Source organism: Enterobacter asburiae, assembly GCA_011754535.1.
Classification (GTDB): Bacteria; Pseudomonadota; Gammaproteobacteria; order Enterobacterales; family Enterobacteriaceae; genus Enterobacter; species Enterobacter cloacae_N.
The window spans coordinates 72,053-92,086 of the sequence record JAAQVN010000001.1 but is presented as its reverse complement, the minus strand read 5'-3'; the positions used below and the strand labels follow the sequence as shown (position 1 = coordinate 92,086).

The 20,034-nt window shown below is 55.0% G+C and carries 8 protein-coding genes; all 8 read right to left on the bottom strand.

What is annotated here, in order from left to right:
• Window positions 1-228 precede the first annotated feature (228 nt).
• The 8 genes from HBM95_00340 to HBM95_00305 all read right to left on the bottom strand — a co-directional run bounded on the left by HBM95_00340 (window position 229) and on the right by HBM95_00305 (window position 19,928).
• Window positions 229-783: a hypothetical protein gene (locus HBM95_00340; protein NIH41401.1), complete on the bottom strand. Its 555-nt coding sequence runs from the start codon at window positions 781-783 to the stop codon at window positions 229-231.
• Window positions 770-16,204, bottom strand: a complete 15,435-nt coding sequence (locus HBM95_00335) for a filamentous hemagglutinin N-terminal domain-containing protein (protein NIH41400.1) — start codon at window positions 16,202-16,204, stop codon at window positions 770-772. Before HBM95_00335 ends, HBM95_00340 begins: the two co-directional genes overlap by 14 nt.
• Before the next feature lie 842 nt (window positions 16,205-17,046).
• Window positions 17,047-17,298 carry a MafI family immunity protein gene (locus HBM95_00330; GenBank protein ID NIH41399.1) on the bottom strand — a complete coding sequence of 84 codons (252 nt, stop codon included), beginning with the start codon at window positions 17,296-17,298 and terminating at the stop codon, window positions 17,047-17,049.
• Window positions 17,299-17,308: 10 nt separating this feature from the next.
• Entirely contained in the window at window positions 17,309-17,725 is a 417-nt protein-coding gene (locus HBM95_00325; GenBank protein NIH41398.1) for an EndoU domain-containing protein, read from the bottom strand.
• Between the two features lie 58 nt (window positions 17,726-17,783).
• Window positions 17,784-18,050, bottom strand: coding sequence for a hypothetical protein (locus tag HBM95_00320; protein ID NIH41397.1), 267 nt, complete (start codon window positions 18,048-18,050; stop codon window positions 17,784-17,786).
• Window positions 18,047-18,295 carry a DUF4258 domain-containing protein gene (locus tag HBM95_00315; protein NIH41396.1) on the bottom strand — a complete coding sequence of 83 codons (249 nt, stop codon included), beginning with the start codon at window positions 18,293-18,295 and terminating at the stop codon, window positions 18,047-18,049. Before HBM95_00315 ends, HBM95_00320 begins: the two co-directional genes overlap by 4 nt.
• 323 nt (window positions 18,296-18,618) lie before the next feature.
• The gene (locus HBM95_00310) at window positions 18,619-18,990 is read right to left on the bottom strand and encodes a hypothetical protein (protein ID NIH41395.1); all 372 of its coding nucleotides are present in this window, start codon (window positions 18,988-18,990) and stop codon (window positions 18,619-18,621) included.
• A gap of 5 nt (window positions 18,991-18,995) precedes the next feature.
• Window positions 18,996-19,928 (bottom strand): VENN motif pre-toxin domain-containing protein, encoded by a 933-nt coding sequence (locus tag HBM95_00305; protein NIH41394.1) that lies wholly within the window; start codon window positions 19,926-19,928, stop codon window positions 18,996-18,998.
• Between the last annotated feature and the right edge of the window lie 106 nt (window positions 19,929-20,034).

Below are 20,034 nucleotides of genomic sequence, written 5' to 3'. Positions count from 1 at the left end.
ACTCGTCGTGGGCTCGTTATCATTCGCAATAAGATGCCGCTTGTAGGATTTTATTCCATCACGGCAGAATTATTTTTAAGCGAAGGGGGGCGGTGCCAACCTGGTGGCCGCGTTTCAGATTAACATCGAGATTGGCGACGAGCGGCTGCTGCTGCGTATTCGCGACCAGATCTCCCCCGGCGCAAGCATGCCATCAATCCCGGAATAGTAGAGATTGGAATTGTTTATCTACAGGTCATCTTCTGAGACAACGTCTATCGCTCCACAGGCTTTAAATAACTTTTTCAATGCTCCGGCCATAAACATTGAGTCCAAAGTCGTTACTTCTATTAAAAAGTGGGTATTATTTAAGGGCATATCGAAAATAATAGTATCCCACCAAAACCATTCACGCTCATTTGGCTCCATCCATGATAACCATGACGATAACGTCCACTGTTCATCATGAGAAGCTTCAGTTAGTTTCTCTTCGTATGTCAGGGCTTCCCAGTCTTTTGTTTGTTTTTCCCTTTCGACTTCCGATAACTCAGGCAAGAAACAATGAGTAAATTGAAGTGGAAGTATATTTAACCATCTATCAAGAGACGGCCAATTTTGTGTCGAATAATTATTTATAATAGTCATAACATCTTTCGCAAGTGTCAAAACTAAATAAGCATCATTACACGACACAACGAACCTGGCGATTCCGACTCCAGATGCCTTACTCATCGCCTGGGGAGGGGTTGTTAACCTCTCCCTTTCTAAAACAATTTGCCGTAATACTTCGTCATTTACTTGCATCTTTTCCCGTCCCCTGAATGATCTTATCTTGCAATTCTTTCAGCTTTTCAGGTCTTATCCCATACTGATCTTTAGCTTTTGTTGGATCAGCAATCACAGGCTTTCCTTTGTTCTCTGGCAATCTGGCGACACTCTCTTTGACAGCCGTTCTTCTCAAATCATCCAAAACAGAGTTGGGTACTTCAAATGTTTTGATCGTTGCATCGTCCATATTTTGGATGCTGCGTTTTTCAAAAAACGCTATAGCTCTGGCTTTATCGCCAAAATTTAAATATAAGGTTGTACTGCCAGTGATAGTAACTTGTCCATTATCTCCAATCAAAAGGCGAGTGTTTGGTGTCCCTTCAACGCGATAAACAGTTACCGTACTCGGGCCTCTCATCCCATAAAGAGACCCAGCAACAGCCGCAGTACTGTGCACGGCCGTCATTCCATCATAAAGTATCGCGGCGGTTTCCGGACTGACGCCCCAGTTTTTGCCTATTAACTCAACACTGGCGTCACGCTGTGCCTTAGCATCAGCGGTGGCGTACTGCCACTGCTGCCCGGCAATTTTCTCGGCACCGTCTTTATACACACTGCCCATTGTGCCGACATACTGACCATCCATCTGCTCATCATAGCTCTGACCCATTACAGCCAGCTCCTGCCTCATCCCCTGACATGCTGATGACGACAGTCCCTGGCAGGCTTTATCCAGCGCTACATCGAATGCTTTATCCTTCGCATTAAGATCAGCAATCAGCTTTTCAGCTTTCGCTTTTTCTGTTGCGTCCTTGATATACGGCAATGACCACTTCGCGTCCTGGCGTTTTTTCTCATCCTGTGCACTGAGCGAGTTATTCTCAACTGTCGTCTTGCCCGCTTGCGCCGACGCTACCGCATTCGCGCTGCTGTCTCCGACGAGTCCGCCAGCCAGGCCAGAAGCCAGTGTCGCTAGCGCAGATACCGTCTGTTTCTCTTCCTCGCTCAGTTCGCTGACTTTTTTACCAAAGCCATCAACCGCAATCTTACCGGCCAGCTCGCCCACCGCCGCACCGGCTGCGGCGGAAGCAGCATCTCTGCCGGAAGCCGCTGCAAGCGCGGCGTTGACGACAGCATGGGCCAGCACACGTCCTTTAAGATCCGTCTCGGGTATGGCATTAGCGATGGCATTGGCGATATACGGCGCGGCACCGCCGCCAATCGCAGCTTTTATGTCTCCTCCTGCAAGCGCCTGAACGGCTGCCGTTGCTGCCGTGATGGCGCGCTGGGTGCTCTGCCCCGTTCCCATGCCAGACTTGTTGAACGCTTCGTTATAGAAGGTCTGGTACATCTGATCATGAATTGCCTGATCGGTAACCTCTTTACCGTCTTTTTTCAGCTGGCTGATGGCGGCGTTACGCTCATCGCCGCCAGCGGTTTTCATCTTCTCGTTGGCCGCTTCCGTGGCCGCAATCTTGCCGTTGGTGTGCGCAATATCCGCAACCTGATTGCCGATCTCGCCAATCATCTGTGCGGTTTGCAGTCGTTTTTGCTCTTTCTCTTTGTTAAAGATCGGGTCGATACTGCCGTTGGCATGGTCAGTGTCACGGCTGAGCGTGCTGACATCCTGCTTCTGATTAGACTGGTCGCGAACGATGATAGCGCCGTCGGCCACCGCTGACTGCGTGGTCCCTTCCGCATTGCCGCTACTCCCCATCCCTGCCAGCAGGGTGTTGGCCATATTGCCAACCAGATTACCTGCAACCCCGACGCCGGTACTGAAGCCCACGCCCTGATGCTCAACCTTATACTCCGCTTTATTGTTGATGTCCGCGAAGCCTAGCGTCGCCGTCTCCAGGCGGTTTTTGTCTGCGTCAGCACGGCTGGCAATCACCGCACCGTCCAGCTGCGTATGGTTGCCGACGTTAATATCAAAGCCGCCTTTGCCTGCAAAGATCCCGGTCTGCTCCTGCACCGAGTCATAATTACTCTTCATCTTATCGCGGCTGATGCTAAAGCTACCGCTACCGCCGCCCGCACCCCAGGTGTAGCTTGCGCCAGCATTCATGCTCTGCTGTTTGCTGTTGTATTTGTCGCTATCCTTCAGGCTGCTGAGGGTCAGGTCGCGCCCGACATCCGCCGTGATTTTATCGCCATTGACCTGTGCGCCTTTCAGCACCGTGTCGCGGCCGCTCGTGAGGCTGACAGTCTGCCCGGCATCCAGCGTCGTTTCGTTCCAGGAGGTTCCATTACCTTTTTCTTTACCTTTTGCAGCGTTTACGCTGGCAGAGAGGGTGATACCCGCACCTTTCGGACCGGCGGTGATACCGATGCCGACCGAGCCACCTTTGCTGGAGTTGCTGCCCGTCAGCTTGTTGGTATCGGCTGCGCCCGCCAGGCTGATATCCTGGGCTGCATTAAGCGTCAGATCTTTGCCCGCCTTCAGTTGGCTGCCCGCCACGGTAATATCACCACTGTTGGCAGCATGTCCCTGACCTGTCGCCGTGATGGCGAGATTATTACCAGCATTCAGCGTGCTGCCGGTGGTCTTATCCTGCTCCGAATGTGAAGTGGATTTAGAAGATTGCCCGCCAATCGAGGCCATCACACCGAACGCACCATTCCTGGTGGGGTCGCTGCCGTGGGTTACTTCTGCGAGACGGTTGGCCTGCACGGCCTGGGCACCCGAAAGCGCAGCTTTGGTCGCCTGTAACGCTGCGAGACGACCATCGCTCTGCTCTTTTACCGCCATTGCCGTGCTGGCGGCAGCGTTCACTGCGTCACCCACGGCGCCGGAGAGGGCAATCGTCAGGCCGCTGCTTTTCTGCTTGAAGGTTTGATCGCTGGTAAGCCTGTCATGACCCGGTTCGATCGCCACGCTGTCACCGGTGAGCGCCATGTCCTTGCCCGCCACCAGGTCCGCACCGCCGACATGAAGCTGATTACCGGCAGCGATATCCACGCTTCCCCCTGTCGAACCCACCGTACTGAAGCTCTGGCTCTGGGTGGTGCCCTTCTCACGGAGATCCTGGGTACTTTTGCTGCTGCCGATGGTGAAGCCAATCCCGCCTGAGCCCATCAGGCCGGATTTTTTCTCTTCCTTAAAGCGCCAGGAGGTGTCGGTGTTAGTGGCTGCAACGATATCAACGTTGTTGCCCGCCTTAAGCTGCACGTCGCCATCGCCCGCCACGGCGGAGCCTGACACCCGCAGGTTATTGCCCGCCACCACCTGCACGTTATCGCCGCTCAGCAATGAGCCGGATTCACGCGTCGCGCTGTTCTCCTCGATGGTGTGGGTGGTTTTCTTGCTCAGGAAACCTTTCTTAGTTTTGGTCTGCTCTTTGTAGTGGTAATCGCTGTCGGTAGCGGTGGCGAGATTTATGTCCCGCCCTGCGCCCACGCCAATATCCCCGTGTGCTGTGACCTGCGCCGCCTGGGTATTAACATCACGGTTCGCAATGATTGTGGTGCTGCTGCCGCTGGCGATCTCCGTTCCCTGCTGGCGCACGGACTGGTTGATCTCGACCTTTTTCTTCGCGCTGTATTTGTCGCTGGTTGTGGTCTCTGCCGCCAGCAGATCGATATCCCGTCCGGCCTGCAGCCCCACGCGATCCTGTGCGGCAAGCGCCGCGGCGTTACTGCGCAGATCGCGGCCTGCGGCCAGCGTCAGATCGTCGCCAGCGCTAATGACCGTACGCGTATTATCCGTCTTCAGGGAATCCGTTTTCGCGGTCTGGCTGTGGCGGCTATTCTGCGCCACATCCAGCACCAGATCGTTCCCCGCCCAAAGCGCAGCGCTGCCTCCGGCCGTCAGATTACTGCCCGTAACGTTCAGATCGTGACCTGCCTGCAGGCCAAGATTGCCTCCGCTGGTGACCGTACTGCCCTGGTTGGTGACGGTCTCATTGAGATTGCGGCCATAACGGTCGCGCGTCACCAGTTGATTCCCTGTAACAGAGATATCATCCAGCGCTTTTAGCAACATATCGCCGCCAGCACTGAGGTTAGCGCCGGTATTGATGATATCTTTCCCGGCGCTCAGGGTCAGGCTGTCCGTCGCTTTGATGGAAGCAAGTGCGCCCAGGTCGGTTTGCGTCAGCGAGACGGCCTGGCTGTTCCATCCGTTCGTGGTACCCGAGATATTCCATTGGTTGGTCAGCGTCTGGTTAATAATGCTGCCCCCCACGCTCTCAAGGCTAACCGTCTGCCCGCTGATGGTGGACCCCACGTTATTGATATTGCCCAGGGCGCTAAGCTGCAGGCTTCCGCTTGAACCGATCAGGCCGCCATTGATGTTGTTGATTGTGCTCTGGCTGCTGGCTGCCAGCAGGCTTTTACCCTGCAGCGTACTGCCGTCATTCGTGATGCTGCCGGCATTAAGGATCACCTGGTTCCCGGCGATAATGCTCCCTTTGTTAAACGCCACGTCCTTCGCCGACAGGTACAGCCTTGGCACGAGGACATTTTGCCCCTCAATCACCATGTTTTCCCACCACAGGATACTGGAATCCAGCGAGGCAACCTGCTCTTCCGACAGGCTGACGCCGAGCTGTAACCCCAGCTTGTCACGGGCCTGAGCGGCGCGATCGATCAGATACTGCATCTGCTCAAGGTCGGAGCCCACGCCGTTAACGTAGCGGCTACCGGTCTCGTTCAGGATCTGATTGCTGACGTAGCGGGTGTCGAAGGCCGCATCGCCCAGGAAACGGTAATCATATTCCGGACGCAGATTCAGACGCGCCAGGAAATAATCCGAACCCAGGAACTGCGTGGTATCGGTATAGGTTGTACGGGTTTCCTGCGGCGCCGAAGGCGGCGTTGTCCCGGCCAGCTTGTACAAATCATTAAACAGGCTGCTATCCAGTTGCCCTAAACCCGCCAGTTTCGGGTTGGTAACAATGAGATACGGGCTTTTCGGATCGCGGTTTGCCACAAAATAGCCGTTATTGTTGGCCGGTAGCGGATAGTCGCTCAGCTTAATCGGCGAACCATTGCTGGTCAGCGCTGGGGCAACCGACGAGATATCGGTAAGCGAAACAGGACGGTAGTTATAACCCGGTGGCGGAGGCGTTTTCCCGCCGCTGGAAAGCGAAATGATCTGAGCCGTTACCGCAGCGATTTCACCGATCTTATCGCGGGAAGCCAGCGCGGATGTTCCGCTTGTCCCCGACTGCTTCTGCCCCGCCAGCGCTACGGCATCGCTGGCAATAGTCGTATGCTTGCCACCCGAGCTGCCGGGAACCACCAGGGCTGCACCGGTCCCGGTCAAATCAACCGGCGTACCGTTCGCACCGTTCTGGGAGGTTAAGCCTGCAGCCTGCAGGTGAACGTCAGCCAGCTTGCCGCCAGCCTGGCCAAAATCGCCGATGCTCTGGGGACGATTATCAATCGATGCCAGACCGTTATTTCCGGCATTGCGGCTGGTGAGCGCTTCCGCATTGCCTATGCCACTCCCACCGCCGGGCAGGTTAATGGTCGCCTGCGGTGCGGCAACGCTTTGGCTGCTTGCCGCGCCGAGCCCGGTGGCCTTAGCGCCAGCCGCAACGGTCGGGCCGCCAGACAGGTTGAGTCCGGGGGCACTGAGGCCAGGCTTATAGCCCGGGGCGTTCGCCGTGGTGGAGGTATTGCTGATATTGTTGCTGAAGCTGGCGACTACCGCGCCGCCAGCCTGGATAACGGCGCGATAAACGTCTCCGCTGGCCCCTTCAGTGGTCACACTGTCAAGAACATAGCTAATCGACTTCGATACCAGCTTGTCATAGCTTCGCGTGGTCTCATCAGGTCTGCGGGCATATTTATCGCCTACCCCATAGCGATAAACGTTATAAACCGTCGACGTGCCGTTTAGCCATGACTGGTTATTTAAGGTACTTCCTGAAAGCTGAATATTTCTGTTCGCCAGAATCGACGACGCCATATTTTCAACGTTATCAGACCGGGCGATGATGTCTCGGCCGGACGCAATGCGGGACTGCTGCCCCTTCGCGCTCACGGATACCGAAACGGTTTTAACGGCAACTTTTTGAACATCCGCGTCTTCATAAGGCGCATAGTTGCCAAGCATTTCGCTCCAGTCGTCACCGTGGCCGTGATAACGCTGTCCTTCCGTCACATAAATACCGTATTTACCGGTACCGGAAGAGGAAATCCAGTCCACAGGAATATCCGCCGTTCCACCCTTAACCCAGGATGGTGCGATATTCGTTTCGCTCTGGACTGCATTGAGCCCATCCCGCTCGTTTACTAAATGCCCGGTCAGGATTGAAATGTCGCCACGCTGGGTTTCAATATTGCCTGAAGTATTCACGACCTCCGCGCTAGCGTTACCTGCGCTGTCGCGCTGCATCCACAGGCTGTTGCCGGCCAGAATATCGCCGCGCGCGTTACGGATACTGTTCGCCAGCAGGCTCATATTATTGCCCGCGTACAGCAGAGCGCTATTCAGCAGCGTGCTTCCGGCGCTGGCGATCAAATCGCCTGCAGTTCCAACAAACCCTGCGTTATTAATACCATTCAGGCTGCTCAGGCGCAGCGTACCGCCCGCTTCGACGCTGCCTGTACCATTCAGGTTTAGCTGCCCTGCGCTAAGCTGGCTTTCGCCATAGCCCGCCCGCAGCTGGCCGTTATTATTCAGCGTACCCGCAGCGGAAAGCTGTATCCCCTTGCCCTGCATAAGGCCATTGGTCGTGATATCGCCCTGGCTGGTGACGGACAGCGTATTCCCCGCAGCCAGCGTAGTCAGCTGATTATAAGAAGCCTTACTCGCGAGGGAGAGGTCCCCCAGCGCCACAACCTGCCCCTGAAGGCCGGTATTAGTGGCGTTAATCGCCAGGTTACCCTGGCTAAGCATCCGGGCAGTAGCAGCGTTATTGACCTGCGAGGCGGCAATCCCCAGATTCTGGGTGGCGTATACCGTACCGTTATTATCGAGCTGGCCCGGATTAACCGTCAGGTTCGCGCCCTGCAGCATGCCGTTGTTTACAATATAATTACCACCGAGCGTTCCCTGCTGCTGTGCCAGCACCGTACCGCTGTTGTTCAGCGAACCGGCGTTGAGCCACAGCGCAAAGCCCTGCACCCAGCCGCTGTTGGTCAGCCCCGGCGTATTCAGCGTTAGCGTTGCACCACTGAGTAACTGCCCCTGATTACTGCCGCGATCGCGCAGGTCAAGCTGTGTATTACCGTTCCCCTGTAGCGTACCGTCATTATTCAGCGTCTGTGCGCCCAGCTGGAAAGTGCCCTGGCTCAGCATCACGGCATTGCGTCCGTTATCGACGTTACCGCGCAGCGTGGCGTTGAGCGCGGTATTCGCCTCCATGCGGCCCTGGTTATTCAGGCTACCGGCATTCAGCGTCAGGGTGCTCCCCTGGATATGACCGAGGTTGGTCAGGATATTGGCGCCCATGCTGAGCAGACCGTTGCTTAACAGCTTCGCACCCGCCTGCTGGTCAAGATCGCCGCTGAGCGTGACGCCAAGGCCATCGGCACCGCTGATGCTGCCGCTGTTACTGAGCGAACCGCCCGACAGCGACATCTTCTTCGCCAGCATTTGCCCCTGATTCTTCAGCGTTGGCGCCCCGAGCGTGGCCGTCCCGTTCGCCACCATTGAGCCCGTATTGACCAGGGAGGAGGTCAGCGCGAGATCCATATTTCCCGCGCTTTGCAGCGTGCCGTTGTTCTGTAACTGCCGGGCGTTAACCTTCAGGTACTGCGACTGCCACAGACCATCATTCGTGATGCTCTGCCCACCCGCCAGCAGCGTTCCCTGCGTTTTCATTGATGCACCGGCCCGGTTGGTCAGCCCCTGAAGAGGTTGAAGCGTCAGGGCGTTCAGACCAATCACGGAACCGGCGTTATCGACCGTACCACTATTTACCGTCAGGGTACTGCCCTGAAGGCTGCCCCCGTTTGACAGGCTGCCGCCGTCCACTATCAGGTCACCGTCAACCAGCAGAGAGCCCTGGTTATTCAGCGCCCCCGCAGCGACGCGCGTACTCCCCTGGCCAAGCAGGCGACCCGTGTTGGTCAACTGGTTATCAACCTGAGCGGTCAGTCCGTCGGTACCGAGCGCGCTGCCGCTGTTGTTCCAGCCACTCGCGTTCACGCCCAGCCGTTGCCCCTGCATTATCCCGGCATTCACAAGCTGACCGGCCTTAAACGTCAGCTGTCCGCCGGTAAGCAGTTTACCGCCCGTCAGGTTGTTCAGCGTCGGGCCGGTAATCGACAGCCCGCCGTCGCCCTGAAGCACGCCGCGGTTATTCAGGATATTGACCGCCAGCGTGGCATTACTCGCCGCCAGCTGACCTGCGTTATCCAGCCTTGCGGCCGTCAGGTTCAGCCCCTGCTGAGCGAGCAGCCGTCCACTTTGTTGGTTCGTCAGCTGGTTGCCGATATTCAGGCCCAGATCGCGCGCCTGCACGATGCCCTGGTTGTCGAGATTATCGAGATTAAGCGTGAGCCCCTGCTGCGAAAGCAGCAGCCCCTGGTTGGTCAGCTGCGGCAGGGAAAGCGTCAACGCCCCGCCGGTGATAATTTGCCCGCCGGTCTTATTGTTAAGTACCAGAGTTGATGGCGTCAGGGAGTTCAGCGCCAGCGCGCTGTTGCCCTGCAGCAAGCCGACGTTGGTCAGCAGATTGGTGATGATATTCACCGAATCTCCCGCTAACGTGCCCTGGTTGTTAAGGCTGGCGGCGCTCAGGGTCAGATCTTTTTGTGCCACCAGGCGTGCATTGCCGCGGTTCACGACGTCGCCGGAGAAGCTTAGCCCCACGCGGCTCCCTTGTAACGTTCCCTGGTTATCCAGGGTGGCTCCGGAAAGGACCAGCGCCTCTTTTACTGACATCAGTCCCAGGTTGACCATCTGCGGGATAGAGAGATTCAGCGAGCTGCCGCTAACAATTTGCCCGTTCGTCAGATTGTTGAGCCGCGGCGTGTGCAGCGCCAGCGCGCTGTCTCCCTGCAGGATGCCGTTGTTGTCGATCTGGCCGCTGGTAAGCTCGACACTCATTGCGGCAAGCACACCGTTATTCGTCAGGCTGGCGCTCTGGCTGCTAAGTTGACGGGTCGCCAGCAGCTTGCCCCCGCTCTGGTTATTCAGCTGTTGCGCGACGTTAAGATTTAACGCTCCGGCAGACAATGTGCCCAGGTTGTCAAAGCTGCCGGTCGTCAGCGTCATATCCTGAATCGCCTGAACGAGCCCGCCGTTGGTAAACTGCGGCAGATCGAGATTAAGCGAGCCGCCGGACAGAATTTGTCCACCGGTAAGGTTATCCAGGGCCCGGGTATCGAACGTCAACGCAGCGCTACCCTGCAATAAACCGCTGTTGCTGATGCTGTCCGATTGCAGGTTAAGCGTACCCGCCGCCAACTGCCCGCGGTTATCTACAGCGCCTGCGCGAATATCAAACCCGGCCTCGCTGAGTAACGTTCCGCTGTTTGTCAGCATGCTGCTGACGTTCAGGCTCGCGCCTTGCTGGCCAAGCAGCGTCCCCTCGTTATCCCAGCTTCCGGCCTTAACGTTCAGCGTCCGGCCCTGTAGCGTGCCGGCGTTATCGCCCTTATCCCCGGCAATCGTCAAATCGCCGCCGCTTAACAGCTGTCCGACGATCAGGTTATTAATCACTTTGGCAGCAGGCGTCTGCGCGGCGTCAACACTTCTCAGGCCCGAGGTCTGTGCCGCTTGACCCTGGATCGCCAGCCCACTGTTACCCTGCACCAGGCCGCTATTGTTCAGGATCCCGAGAGCCAGGTGCGCATTATCTGCCGCCAGCGTGCCGCTGTTGGTTAACGTATTGCCGTCAAAAGCCAGCGCCTGGGTGGCAAGCACTTTGCCCGTGTCCCGGTTGGTCAGCGCGTTTTTTACCGCGAGGGTCAGCGTGTCGGCCTGAATCACACCGCTGTTAGTCAGCATTGCGCTCGTGAGATTTAGCGCCTGTTTGGCCAGAAGCGTACCAACGTTGCTGAACGCGTCTGCAACGAGATTCAAAGCACCATTGCTTTGCAGCGTCCCGGTATTGTTCAGCTCTCCGGTGCTCACGCTAACCGTATTTGCTGCCAGAATACCGCTATTATCGAGCTGACTGGCGTCAAGCTGCAGCTTGCCCTGGCTCAGCATTTGCCCGCTGATGGTCGCGGTATTATCCACATTCAGCGTCAGATCGCCTTTACCTGTCAGCAAACCCGCATTAGTGAAATCCACGCCGTGCAGGAGAGCGTTCTGCCCCTGCATCAGGCCATTGTTGTTCAGCTGCTGGCCGGTGATGTCGAGCAGCCCACCGCTTAATATCTTGCCTGCTTGATCGTTATCGAGGCCGGTAACGGCAAGTTTAAGACCAATATCCCCCTGCAGCAGGCCGCTATTTTGCCCGCGCCCGGACGTAATAATGACGTTGTTGCCGATAAGCTGCCCGTCGTTACGCCAGCTTCCGGCGTTAAGCGTCAGCAGGTCGTCTGCAAACAGATGCCCATCAGGCTGGTTGTTTACCTGACCGGACAAATTCAGCTGCACATTCAGCGCTTCCAGACCACCGCGGTTATCGAGAGAAGTCCCGTCCAGGCGCAGGTTTTTCCCCGTCGACATCAGCCCGTCATTGATCAGCGCAGGTACCGTCAGCGCAATATCATCGCCTGCTACCAGCGAACCGCTCTTTTGATTGGACAATGAGGCGGCGGAGAAGCTGAGCTTGCCGTCGGCCTGAATTAATCCGCTGTTATTTGCCTGCCCCACTGCGCTGTCGATGTTAACGGTTGCAGCAGCAATTACCCCGGTATTAGAAAGCGCCCCGCTTTTCAGGCTGAGGGAATTCTGGCTGATAAGGCGCCCATCGTTGTTGAAGGCCCCGGCGAACAGAATATTCAGCGCCTCGCGGCCCAGCATTTGTCCGCGGTTAACGCCGCCAGACTGTCCACCCGCGAGCGTCAGGCTTTTCCCCTGCACCCGGCCAGCGTTATCCAGACGGTCAACATTAAGTCCCACATCACCATCGCTCAGCAATTGGCCGCTGGCGATGTTGTTCAACTGGCTGCTCTGCAGGCCGAGGGACTGGTTTCCCTGAATCAGCCCGCTATTTGTTAAGCTGCTAACCGCAAGACGCGCGTTACTGCTGATAAGCTTCCCGGCGTTATCACCGCTGGCGGCGTCAATCGAGAGGGTATCGTCTGCCAACAGTACGCCACTGGTCTGGTTATTCAGCGTCTGTACCGACGTTAACGCCAGATTGCCCGCTTCAATATTGCCGCCATTCGTTAGCGTCAGCGCGTCGATAGCCAGCCCCTGGCTGACCGAAATCAGTCCGGCGTTGACCAGCTGATCAACATGTAAACTGCCCCCGCTGCCGCTCATTTCTGCGCCAGCAGTATTATTCAATTCCCCGGCGGTGAGCGACAGGCCGTTGACAGCAAGCACCTGGCCGCTGTTATCCAACCTCCCCACACTGACCTGAACCGTATCCCCCTGCAGGCGACCGGCGTTTTTTCCCAGCACGGAATTCAAGGTAAGCGCGCCGCCGCTCAGGAGTTGACCTCCTGAAAGGTTATCCAGCGTAAGGCTGCTGACCGAAAGCCCCTGGTTTCCCTGCAGTAATCCCGCATTTGACAGAGTATCGGCGATCAAAGTGCCTGAGCGACTAATCAGCTGCCCCTGGTTGGTGAACACAGGCGTCGACAGATGAAGCGTATCATCTGCCAGCAGTACACCTTTCGCCTGGTTATTCAGCTGCTGGCGCAGCGTCAGCTGTAAATCCTTCGCCTCGATGTTCCCGGCGTTGTCCAGCGTCGCGGCCTCGATAGCCAGCCCCTGGGTGACCGAAATCAAACCGGCGTTAACCAGGTCGGGAATGGCAAGTCTTAGCCCGCTGCCGCTGATAATGCTGCCCTGCTTCTGGTTATGGAGTGAGGAGGCGGTAAAACCAAACAGCTGGTCACCCTGAAGCAAACCGCTATTGGTCATCTGCCGGGTGTTGATGTTCAGCTCGGGCGCCGCGATCTGCCCCTGGTTATCCAGCTGCTCGCTCGTAAGGCCCAGTTTGCCTTTGCTGAGCAAATTACCGCTATTGGTGAGGCTTTCGGTTCCGCTCAGGCTAAGCGCAGATAATCCCAGCATCTGGCCACTGTTATCCGCCCTTCTGGTATTCAGACCAATAGTCTCGCCCTGCACCTTACCGGCGTTGCTGAACCCTTGGGACTCATTGAACGTCAGCGTACCGCCGCTGACGACTTCGCCTTCGGAGGCATTGTTAAACTCCTCACCGTCAGCGACAAGTGCCGCGCTCCCCTGCAGCAAACCCTTATTGACGAGCGTCTTCGCGTTCAGCGTCGCGCTTTCCGACATCAGACGTCCGTCGTTACTGAGCAGCGGCGTCGCGAGCTTCAGGCTGCGCTGGGCGAGTAGGATCCCCTCAGCCAGGTTATTCAGCTTTTCGCGCAGCGTCAGCTGCAGATCCTGAGCTTCAATCCGCCCGTTGTTATCCAGCGTTAACGCATCAAGGGCAGCGCCTTGCTGAGCGGAGATCGCACCAGCATTAACCAGCTGCTGTACGGTAACGGCCAGACCGCTGCCTGCCTGAAGAGTGCCGGAAAGCCGGTTAGCCAGCGCGCCGACATTCAGATCCAGCGCCCCGCCACTTTGCAACCAGCCGTCGTTAGTCAGGCTGTTGCCGCTAATGCGCAGATTGCCTGCCGTGACGCCGCCGAAATTAGCAAACTGCCCGGCGTTTACGCTGCCGCTCTGCTGGCTGACAAGCCGCCCGTCGGCGAGGTTAGTAAACGTATCGCGGACATTGACCGACAGATCGTCCAGCCCCGAAGCCTGACCCCCGTTGCTCCACTCCCCGGCGTCAATCGTCAGCGTTTTGCCCTGAACGCTGCCCGCGTTATCAAACGCCGGGGTGGTCAGCGCCAGCGACGCTTCCGCCAGCATTACGCCGCCTTGCTGATTACTTGATTTCTGACCCGCTTTCAGCGCCATCGACTGGGCTTCAAGATTGCCGCTGTTCGTCAGCATCAGGCTTTCAATGGTGAGCCCCTGCTTCACCGAAATCAGCCCGGCATTTACCAGCTGTGGGATGTTCAGCGCCAGCCCGCTGCCGCTGATGATTTTCCCGCCGCTCTGGTTAGCCAGCCTTTCTGAAGCGAGCTGCAACGTTTGCCCGCCCTGCAGCAGGCCGCTATTGTCGAGGGTATTCGCGTTCAGGTTCAGAGCGGATGAGGCCACTCTTCCGGCGTTATTGAACACCGGAGCGGCCAGGTCGAGAGTATTTTCGGCGAGCACGCTGCCGGAGACCGTGTTGGTAAAGGCGTTATTTAGCGTCAGCGCCAGCGTGCTGGCAGCCAGCTGACCGTCGTTGGTGAAGGTATTTCCCGTCAGCGTGAGTCCGTTGCGGGCCGTCATTTTGCCGCTGGCGTGGTTATCGGTATGCCCGTTAATGGCAATCGTTAAGGCATCGCTATCCAGAGAGCCACCGTTGGTCAACTGGCTGGCATTAATCTGCAGCGCTTTCTGCGCCAGCAGCGCCCCTCCGGCCTGCTGAACAATGGTTTCGGCGCTCAACGCCATGGCATTATCCGCCTGCAGGGTGCCGCTGGTGTCAATCTGGTTAGCCTGCAGAGAAACGTTGCTGCCGCGGCTCGTACCGCGATGCGTTAAGCTGCCGGTAGCGAGCGTCAGGTTGCCTTTTGCAGCCTGGATACCGTCCAGCCCGGCGGCGTTATGCGCCTGCAACAGCATATCGCCCTGCGACTGAAGCTGTCCGCTCGAAAGCGTCGTGATCCGGTCGCCGCTGAAGGACAGATCGCCCTGGGCCAGAACCTCCCCGGCGATCTGCGCATCACCCGCATTGAGCTGCAGGCTGCCCCCGCTGGTCAGCGTGCTCCCCTGAACAGCGCTGAATTGACGGCTGGTGAGCGCGAGATTCTGTTTCCCACTGACCAGCCCGTTGTTTATGACGCTGTCAGACTGCAGTCCGAGCCTGCCGGCGGATAACAATTGCCCGTTTTGCCCGATATTCAGCGCGCCGGTACCGCTAACGCTCAGATCGCTATCGCTGCTGAACATGCCGTCAATCCAAGCATCCCCCGTTGAAATCCCCAGCACACCACCGGTCAGCAGCTGACCAGTGTGGTTCAACGTGCCCAGATCAAGCCGGGTATTTTTCTGCGCCTGTACCGCACCGCTATTGGTAAAACCTCCCGCCTTCACGTTCAGATCGCCGTTCGCGGTCATTTTTCCGCTGTTAGCGAGCTGGCCTGCGGAAAGGGAGATACCGCTGCCTGCTGTCATCTTACCCGCATGGTTTGCAGCACCGGCGACGTTAGCCTGAATTGCGCCAGCCGCATTAACCTCACTCGTGGTATCTGCGGTAAGCGAACCAGAGCTCAGGTTAATGTCTTTACCCGCCGTTAACGTACCGTTAGCGACGCTCAGCTTTCCATTCCCGGCAAGCGTAATATCCCCGTCGCTAACCAGTTTGCCGTTCGTTACCGCCACGTCTGAACGGCTGTTGATCTGCATCGTTCCCGTACTTTTATGTTCGCCGCTGAGGACAACGCTATCCGCCTTCGCCGTCAGGCTACCGCTTGCAAGACTGTTATTCACCATCAGCTTACCGTTGGTATCCAGCGTAATATCGCCCTGTCGGGCGTTAAGATCCCCGAGGTTAACCCCGACGCCTTTTTCGCTGGAAACAAGATGGATACGGTTGGCGTACATTCCCCCCAGTGCGCCAGTGTCCACAGAAACCTGAGGAGCCGAACCCTCCCCTGCGACAGGCGTGACGCTGCCGTCGGCGGCAACCCGGTTGGCGCCCACGGTTACCGTGAGATCTTTCGCGTGAATCGCGGCGTTCACTTCCGTTGCGCGCGCAATAATCGACAGCGCGTCGCTCCTGCTGGCGTCCAGCCCCTGGCCTTCAACCGTGATGGCCCCTTTCGTTACATCCAGCGCCAGCAGGTTACCGTTAGCGTCAAACTGCGGTTTACCCGTAGTCAGCGTGGCATTGGGGGTGTTGATAAACCCGCATCCGTTACAGGTGATACCGTACGGGTTAGCCACCATGACGTTTGCCGCCTTGCCGGCGACTTCCGTATAGCCCTGCAGCTGCGAGCGGCTGGCTCCCGTGACTTCGTTGATGATGCCTTTCGCTTCCCGCCCGGCCTGCAGGTTGGGGTTGTTCTGGATAAGCCCGCCCAGTTGGGTCTGGGTTAAACGGTCCGTGCCGTTATTGAGGATAAGCCCCTCTTTGCCGACGTTGTAATCCTGGAACTGGTTATGAGAGATCCCTGCCTGATTTGGCGTGGCGATGTTGATGACCGGCACTCCGTTCCCCGCCTGGTCCATCCGGGTACCTGGCGTAACCGGGTTGATGGATGCAGCAACTGCGGGAAAGACTGGCTGCCCTGCCACTAGAAACATGACCAGATAACTAATCAGACGCTTCGCTAATCCAACGGGATGCTTATCCATGCCTTTACCTTAAATCATTAACCCAATACGGTAATAAATGTCGAGGCGCTCAGGTGCCAAATCACCCGGATAATAAAGCCGAGCGCCCTGCCCGATATTAAGCAGGCGGCGAATATCACGTGTAGTCAGGAGAAAAAGATGCGGTATTGCCGAGGGAGCAATACAATAACGAACAACGAAAGACAGCCGGGCTGTAATTACGCATAAGCAGAGAGAATTTTTTGAGTTTTCTTCAGTATGCCACCCCCACCATAAATAGGAATAGTCCCAAAGGGAGCACTACCATAATTGGTAGTGATATTTAGGTTAGGGGTAAAAATAATTAAAAATATGTGATATCGATGAGCATCAGCGCTGGAACTGGCATTATTTCGCTTGTCTAACTTCGCTATTTAAATAGAGATGGGGGTCGACTGCTCTAATTTCTGATATGTAAGACAATTGCAAGTTTTTGCTGAGGGGGCGTGGTTTTTATGTGGGGAGGGGATGGTTCTGGTGGGATATGCTGGGGGGGCGTCGGGGGTTTAAGGGAAGGGCATTTTTAATAACCTTGATGACTGGTAAACAATTCTCGGCTCTAGAACTGGGATCACTAGCAGAATTTACCTAAAGTAGAATCGCCTGTCTAATCGGAAATTAACGTCTAAATTCTTACAGGAAACGTAGATCCTGCTCAGTAATTTATCCATACTCTTGCATTTGACTTCTTAGCGAGTCTGTATCGCTGCATACAGTTAGTTACATCCGCTTTCTTGCGGCACGAAATATTTCCTTTGCGCATTTCTAAATCTTTTTAAAATGCTCCTGACGTTGGTGTTGGGAGCATTTGTACGTTTTAAGGGTTATTTTTCTGGATTTATATATGTATACCGACTATCAATTTCCAGACCAAGATCATTAGCTATTTTAAGCACTTGCGTGTACTCATCTTTACTGATCACAACATCATGATCAGCAATATGATCACATAGCGTTTCGAATGCTAATACATTCTCTGAAAACCCAAGATAACCAAGGGCAAAGTCAACTAACGAAGGTTCCAGACGATCTTTTAATCCTTCACCAAATTGTCTAATTTCGTCATTAATATCCATTTCACCCACACTATTTTTTAATAGGCTTTAAAGTTGGAGGAATCGGATTACTATCCGGGAACGCTGTTACAATTTTCCCACTAGCGGGCTCGTATACCACACGAACTCTTACACCATCTCGTTCTTCCCAGGCAACCCACCTTGCCGGCCTTCCTGCGTTTGTATACGCCCCACCAGCTTCGGTCTGAGCAAACCATTGGGTATCGGGGGAGGTAGCAATGTCTTCTGCCTGGCCCGTACCGATGGCCGGTGCCAGGTTGCGGTTTTCACCGTTTCCTCTGCCACCCGCGCAGCCGGAAAGCGCCACCGTATAGCTGTTGCCGCTGGTCTGGCAACCGTTGTGGAGATTACCGAAACCCAGCTTGGTGCAGCGGGAGTGCTGAACGATATCGGCGATGTGCTGGTGATTAGGGGCCGGGACGGGTATTTTAGGTGAGCCTGACGGCTAAAAGAAGATCCCGGCCCGGTGGACGGGATTTATTATCTTAGTGAGTTTTTGGCAAATAAAATAACTTTTCAGCAATTATACGATCCAAATCACTATCTCCATTCAAACACATATGATCCGTAGCAACCCAATGTAAATATTGATAAATATCTTCGATTTCTTTTCCCGCGTATAACATCTCACAAATAGGCTGTACATATGCATCATATTCATCACTGGCCTCAATGAGATCATTGATACCTATAGGATCCCATTCTTGTAATAAAACTGTTCTAACTTGCTCATATAAAAAGCGATCATTCATTTCGTAGGTGCTCCCGGAATTACAGTTACAACATCGCCTGTATTAGTGTTAATTATTACCCGAAGATTGTTGGTTGCATCGTAATATCCCGTAGTTCCAGGTTTTGTCGGATAAATGTTTCCTGTCTTTATTGTATTTTCTACTGCTGAAGGCGGGACGCAACGCCCTTGCATACGATCAACAGCATGAGCTGAATATGCTCGCTCACCAATTACCGCAGGTGAATTAGAACCTTTGGTATTCATGGGATTACCACTTCTACCTGTAGGATTGTAAGCACCTCTGGAGCCTCCACCTTCAATCAGCGGATTATCGCGGCAGTCCCAAGGACTTTCCGCGCACATCATGCTCTTCAGCGAGTTATTCTCAATAACAACTTTATCCGTTGCGAGGATTGCTGATATAACCAATTATTCTCTGTCATTTCATTTGATTAGCCTGAATTTTCTCCGACACCTTTTCGCTATCCGACCATCAGGCCCCGATATGCGATTTGCTTACGGCACGCTACCGCCCCGTCGTGGCCTTCCAGCCAGGAACCCGCATCATAGCAATTGTTAAAGTGCAGTTAATTCTTTATACCCAAACGGATTATTTCAGTTGGAAATAAAGGCTGCAATATAATTTTTTTGTTAAAAATAAATAACTTTGGTGACAATGCCATAACGTCATAAACATTCTCAGCGAGCAAAAATAGTTTAGTCCTGAAAATAGGGACATTAATATCATCGACAAAAACGAACACATCGTCATTTCTATTTTCATCGGATACAAGAGCATTTATATCATCATAATCCGAATAATTAATGCTTTCCCACATTAAATTCCCCTTAAGAAATGGGAATTCATGCAAAATATCAATAACATCCTTCTCACACTGACCTTCAAGCACATTGAAATCAGCACTAAGGGCTTCTTTACATTCATCAAATAGAGTCATTTTTTCTACCTATTTAACTGTTTCAATATGGTTTCAAATGATTTTTCATTACCTTCAAAAGGGATTACCTGCTTGACTGCTTTTCCCGGCCCTTTTCCTTTAGAGTAATCCCATATATTGATATGAGTTCCTTTTTCAGGATCATAATCAACACGCCAGCCAACTTTACCATCACTGGATTGACGCCCAATTACTTTTCCATTACCTGCACTTACCTCCAATCGCCCTATGACAGGTTTAGAGTCGGCCCCTAAATTACCTACAATATCCAATGCCTTGTTTCGTGCACTTTCCCAGCTTTTCTCAGATTTAAGTATCGTTTCAATTCGGTTTGTTGTGTTTGGTATTTTCTTACCCGGCAGCATAATGCCAGCCAGCATTCCCCCGGTGGCTTCCAGCGCTGCCTGATTTCCTCCGGCCGCCTGTTTAACCGTATCCGCAACCGCTGACCAGGTTTCACTCTGCATCAGCGCCGTAACGCTATCCGCCACTGCCTGATTTTTCCCGGCCAGATCACTCATGGCCTTAGTGCAGTAGCTGTCACCCGCAGCACAGGAAGCCAGCGCCATTGCCGCATCAGCAGCATAATCCGCTGAACCTAATGCTGCATCGCCGGTTTCAGCAAGACCATTGATAATAGCGTTCGCGATGGCAGAAGTTGTACCTTCGCCCAGCTTGTCTCTTACCTGATTTTTCAGGGATTCAGCAGCCTGCTTCGCCGCTGCACGGGCCTGGTCCCCGGCCAGCGAGTTATTCTCAACCTCCACCTTCGCCGTTTCCGACGCCATCGCCGCCATGGAGACACTGCCATCCGTCACCGCAGCGCCCGCCAGACCTCCCGCGATACTCACGAGGCTACTGACCAGCCGTTTCTCATCCGCTGTCAGGTCACTGGATTTTTTATCTCCATACAACGCACTGACCAGATGGTCGGTCATCGCCGAGGCCGTAATGGCACCGATGGCTCCGGCCTTCAGGCCATCCGTACTGCTCCCGCCACTCAGTTGCGTCAGCGCCGCAGCCACAATACCGTGCAGCGCGGCA

What these genes read in the sequence shown, in the direction of transcription:
- HBM95_00330 (NIH41399.1), bottom strand. Translation starts at nt 17,298, where the DNA reads ATGGATATTAATGACGAAATTAGACAATTTGGTGAAGGATTAAAAGAT.
- HBM95_00315 (NIH41396.1), bottom strand. Translation starts at nt 18,295, where the DNA reads ATGAATACCAAAGGTTCTAATTCACCTGCGGTAATTGGTGAGCGAGCA.
- HBM95_00320 (NIH41397.1), bottom strand. Translation starts at nt 18,050, where the DNA reads ATGAATGATCGCTTTTTATATGAGCAAGTTAGAACAGTTTTATTACAA.
- HBM95_00305 (NIH41394.1), bottom strand. Translation starts at nt 19,928, where the DNA reads ATGACCGACCATCTGGTCAGTGCGTTGTATGGAGATAAAAAATCCAGT.
- HBM95_00335 (NIH41400.1), bottom strand. Translation starts at nt 16,204, where the DNA reads ATGGATAAGCATCCCGTTGGATTAGCGAAGCGTCTGATTAGTTATCTG.
- HBM95_00310 (NIH41395.1), bottom strand. Translation starts at nt 18,990, where the DNA reads ATGACTCTATTTGATGAATGTAAAGAAGCCCTTAGTGCTGATTTCAAT.
- HBM95_00340 (NIH41401.1), bottom strand. Translation starts at nt 783, where the DNA reads ATGCAAGTAAATGACGAAGTATTACGGCAAATTGTTTTAGAAAGGGAG.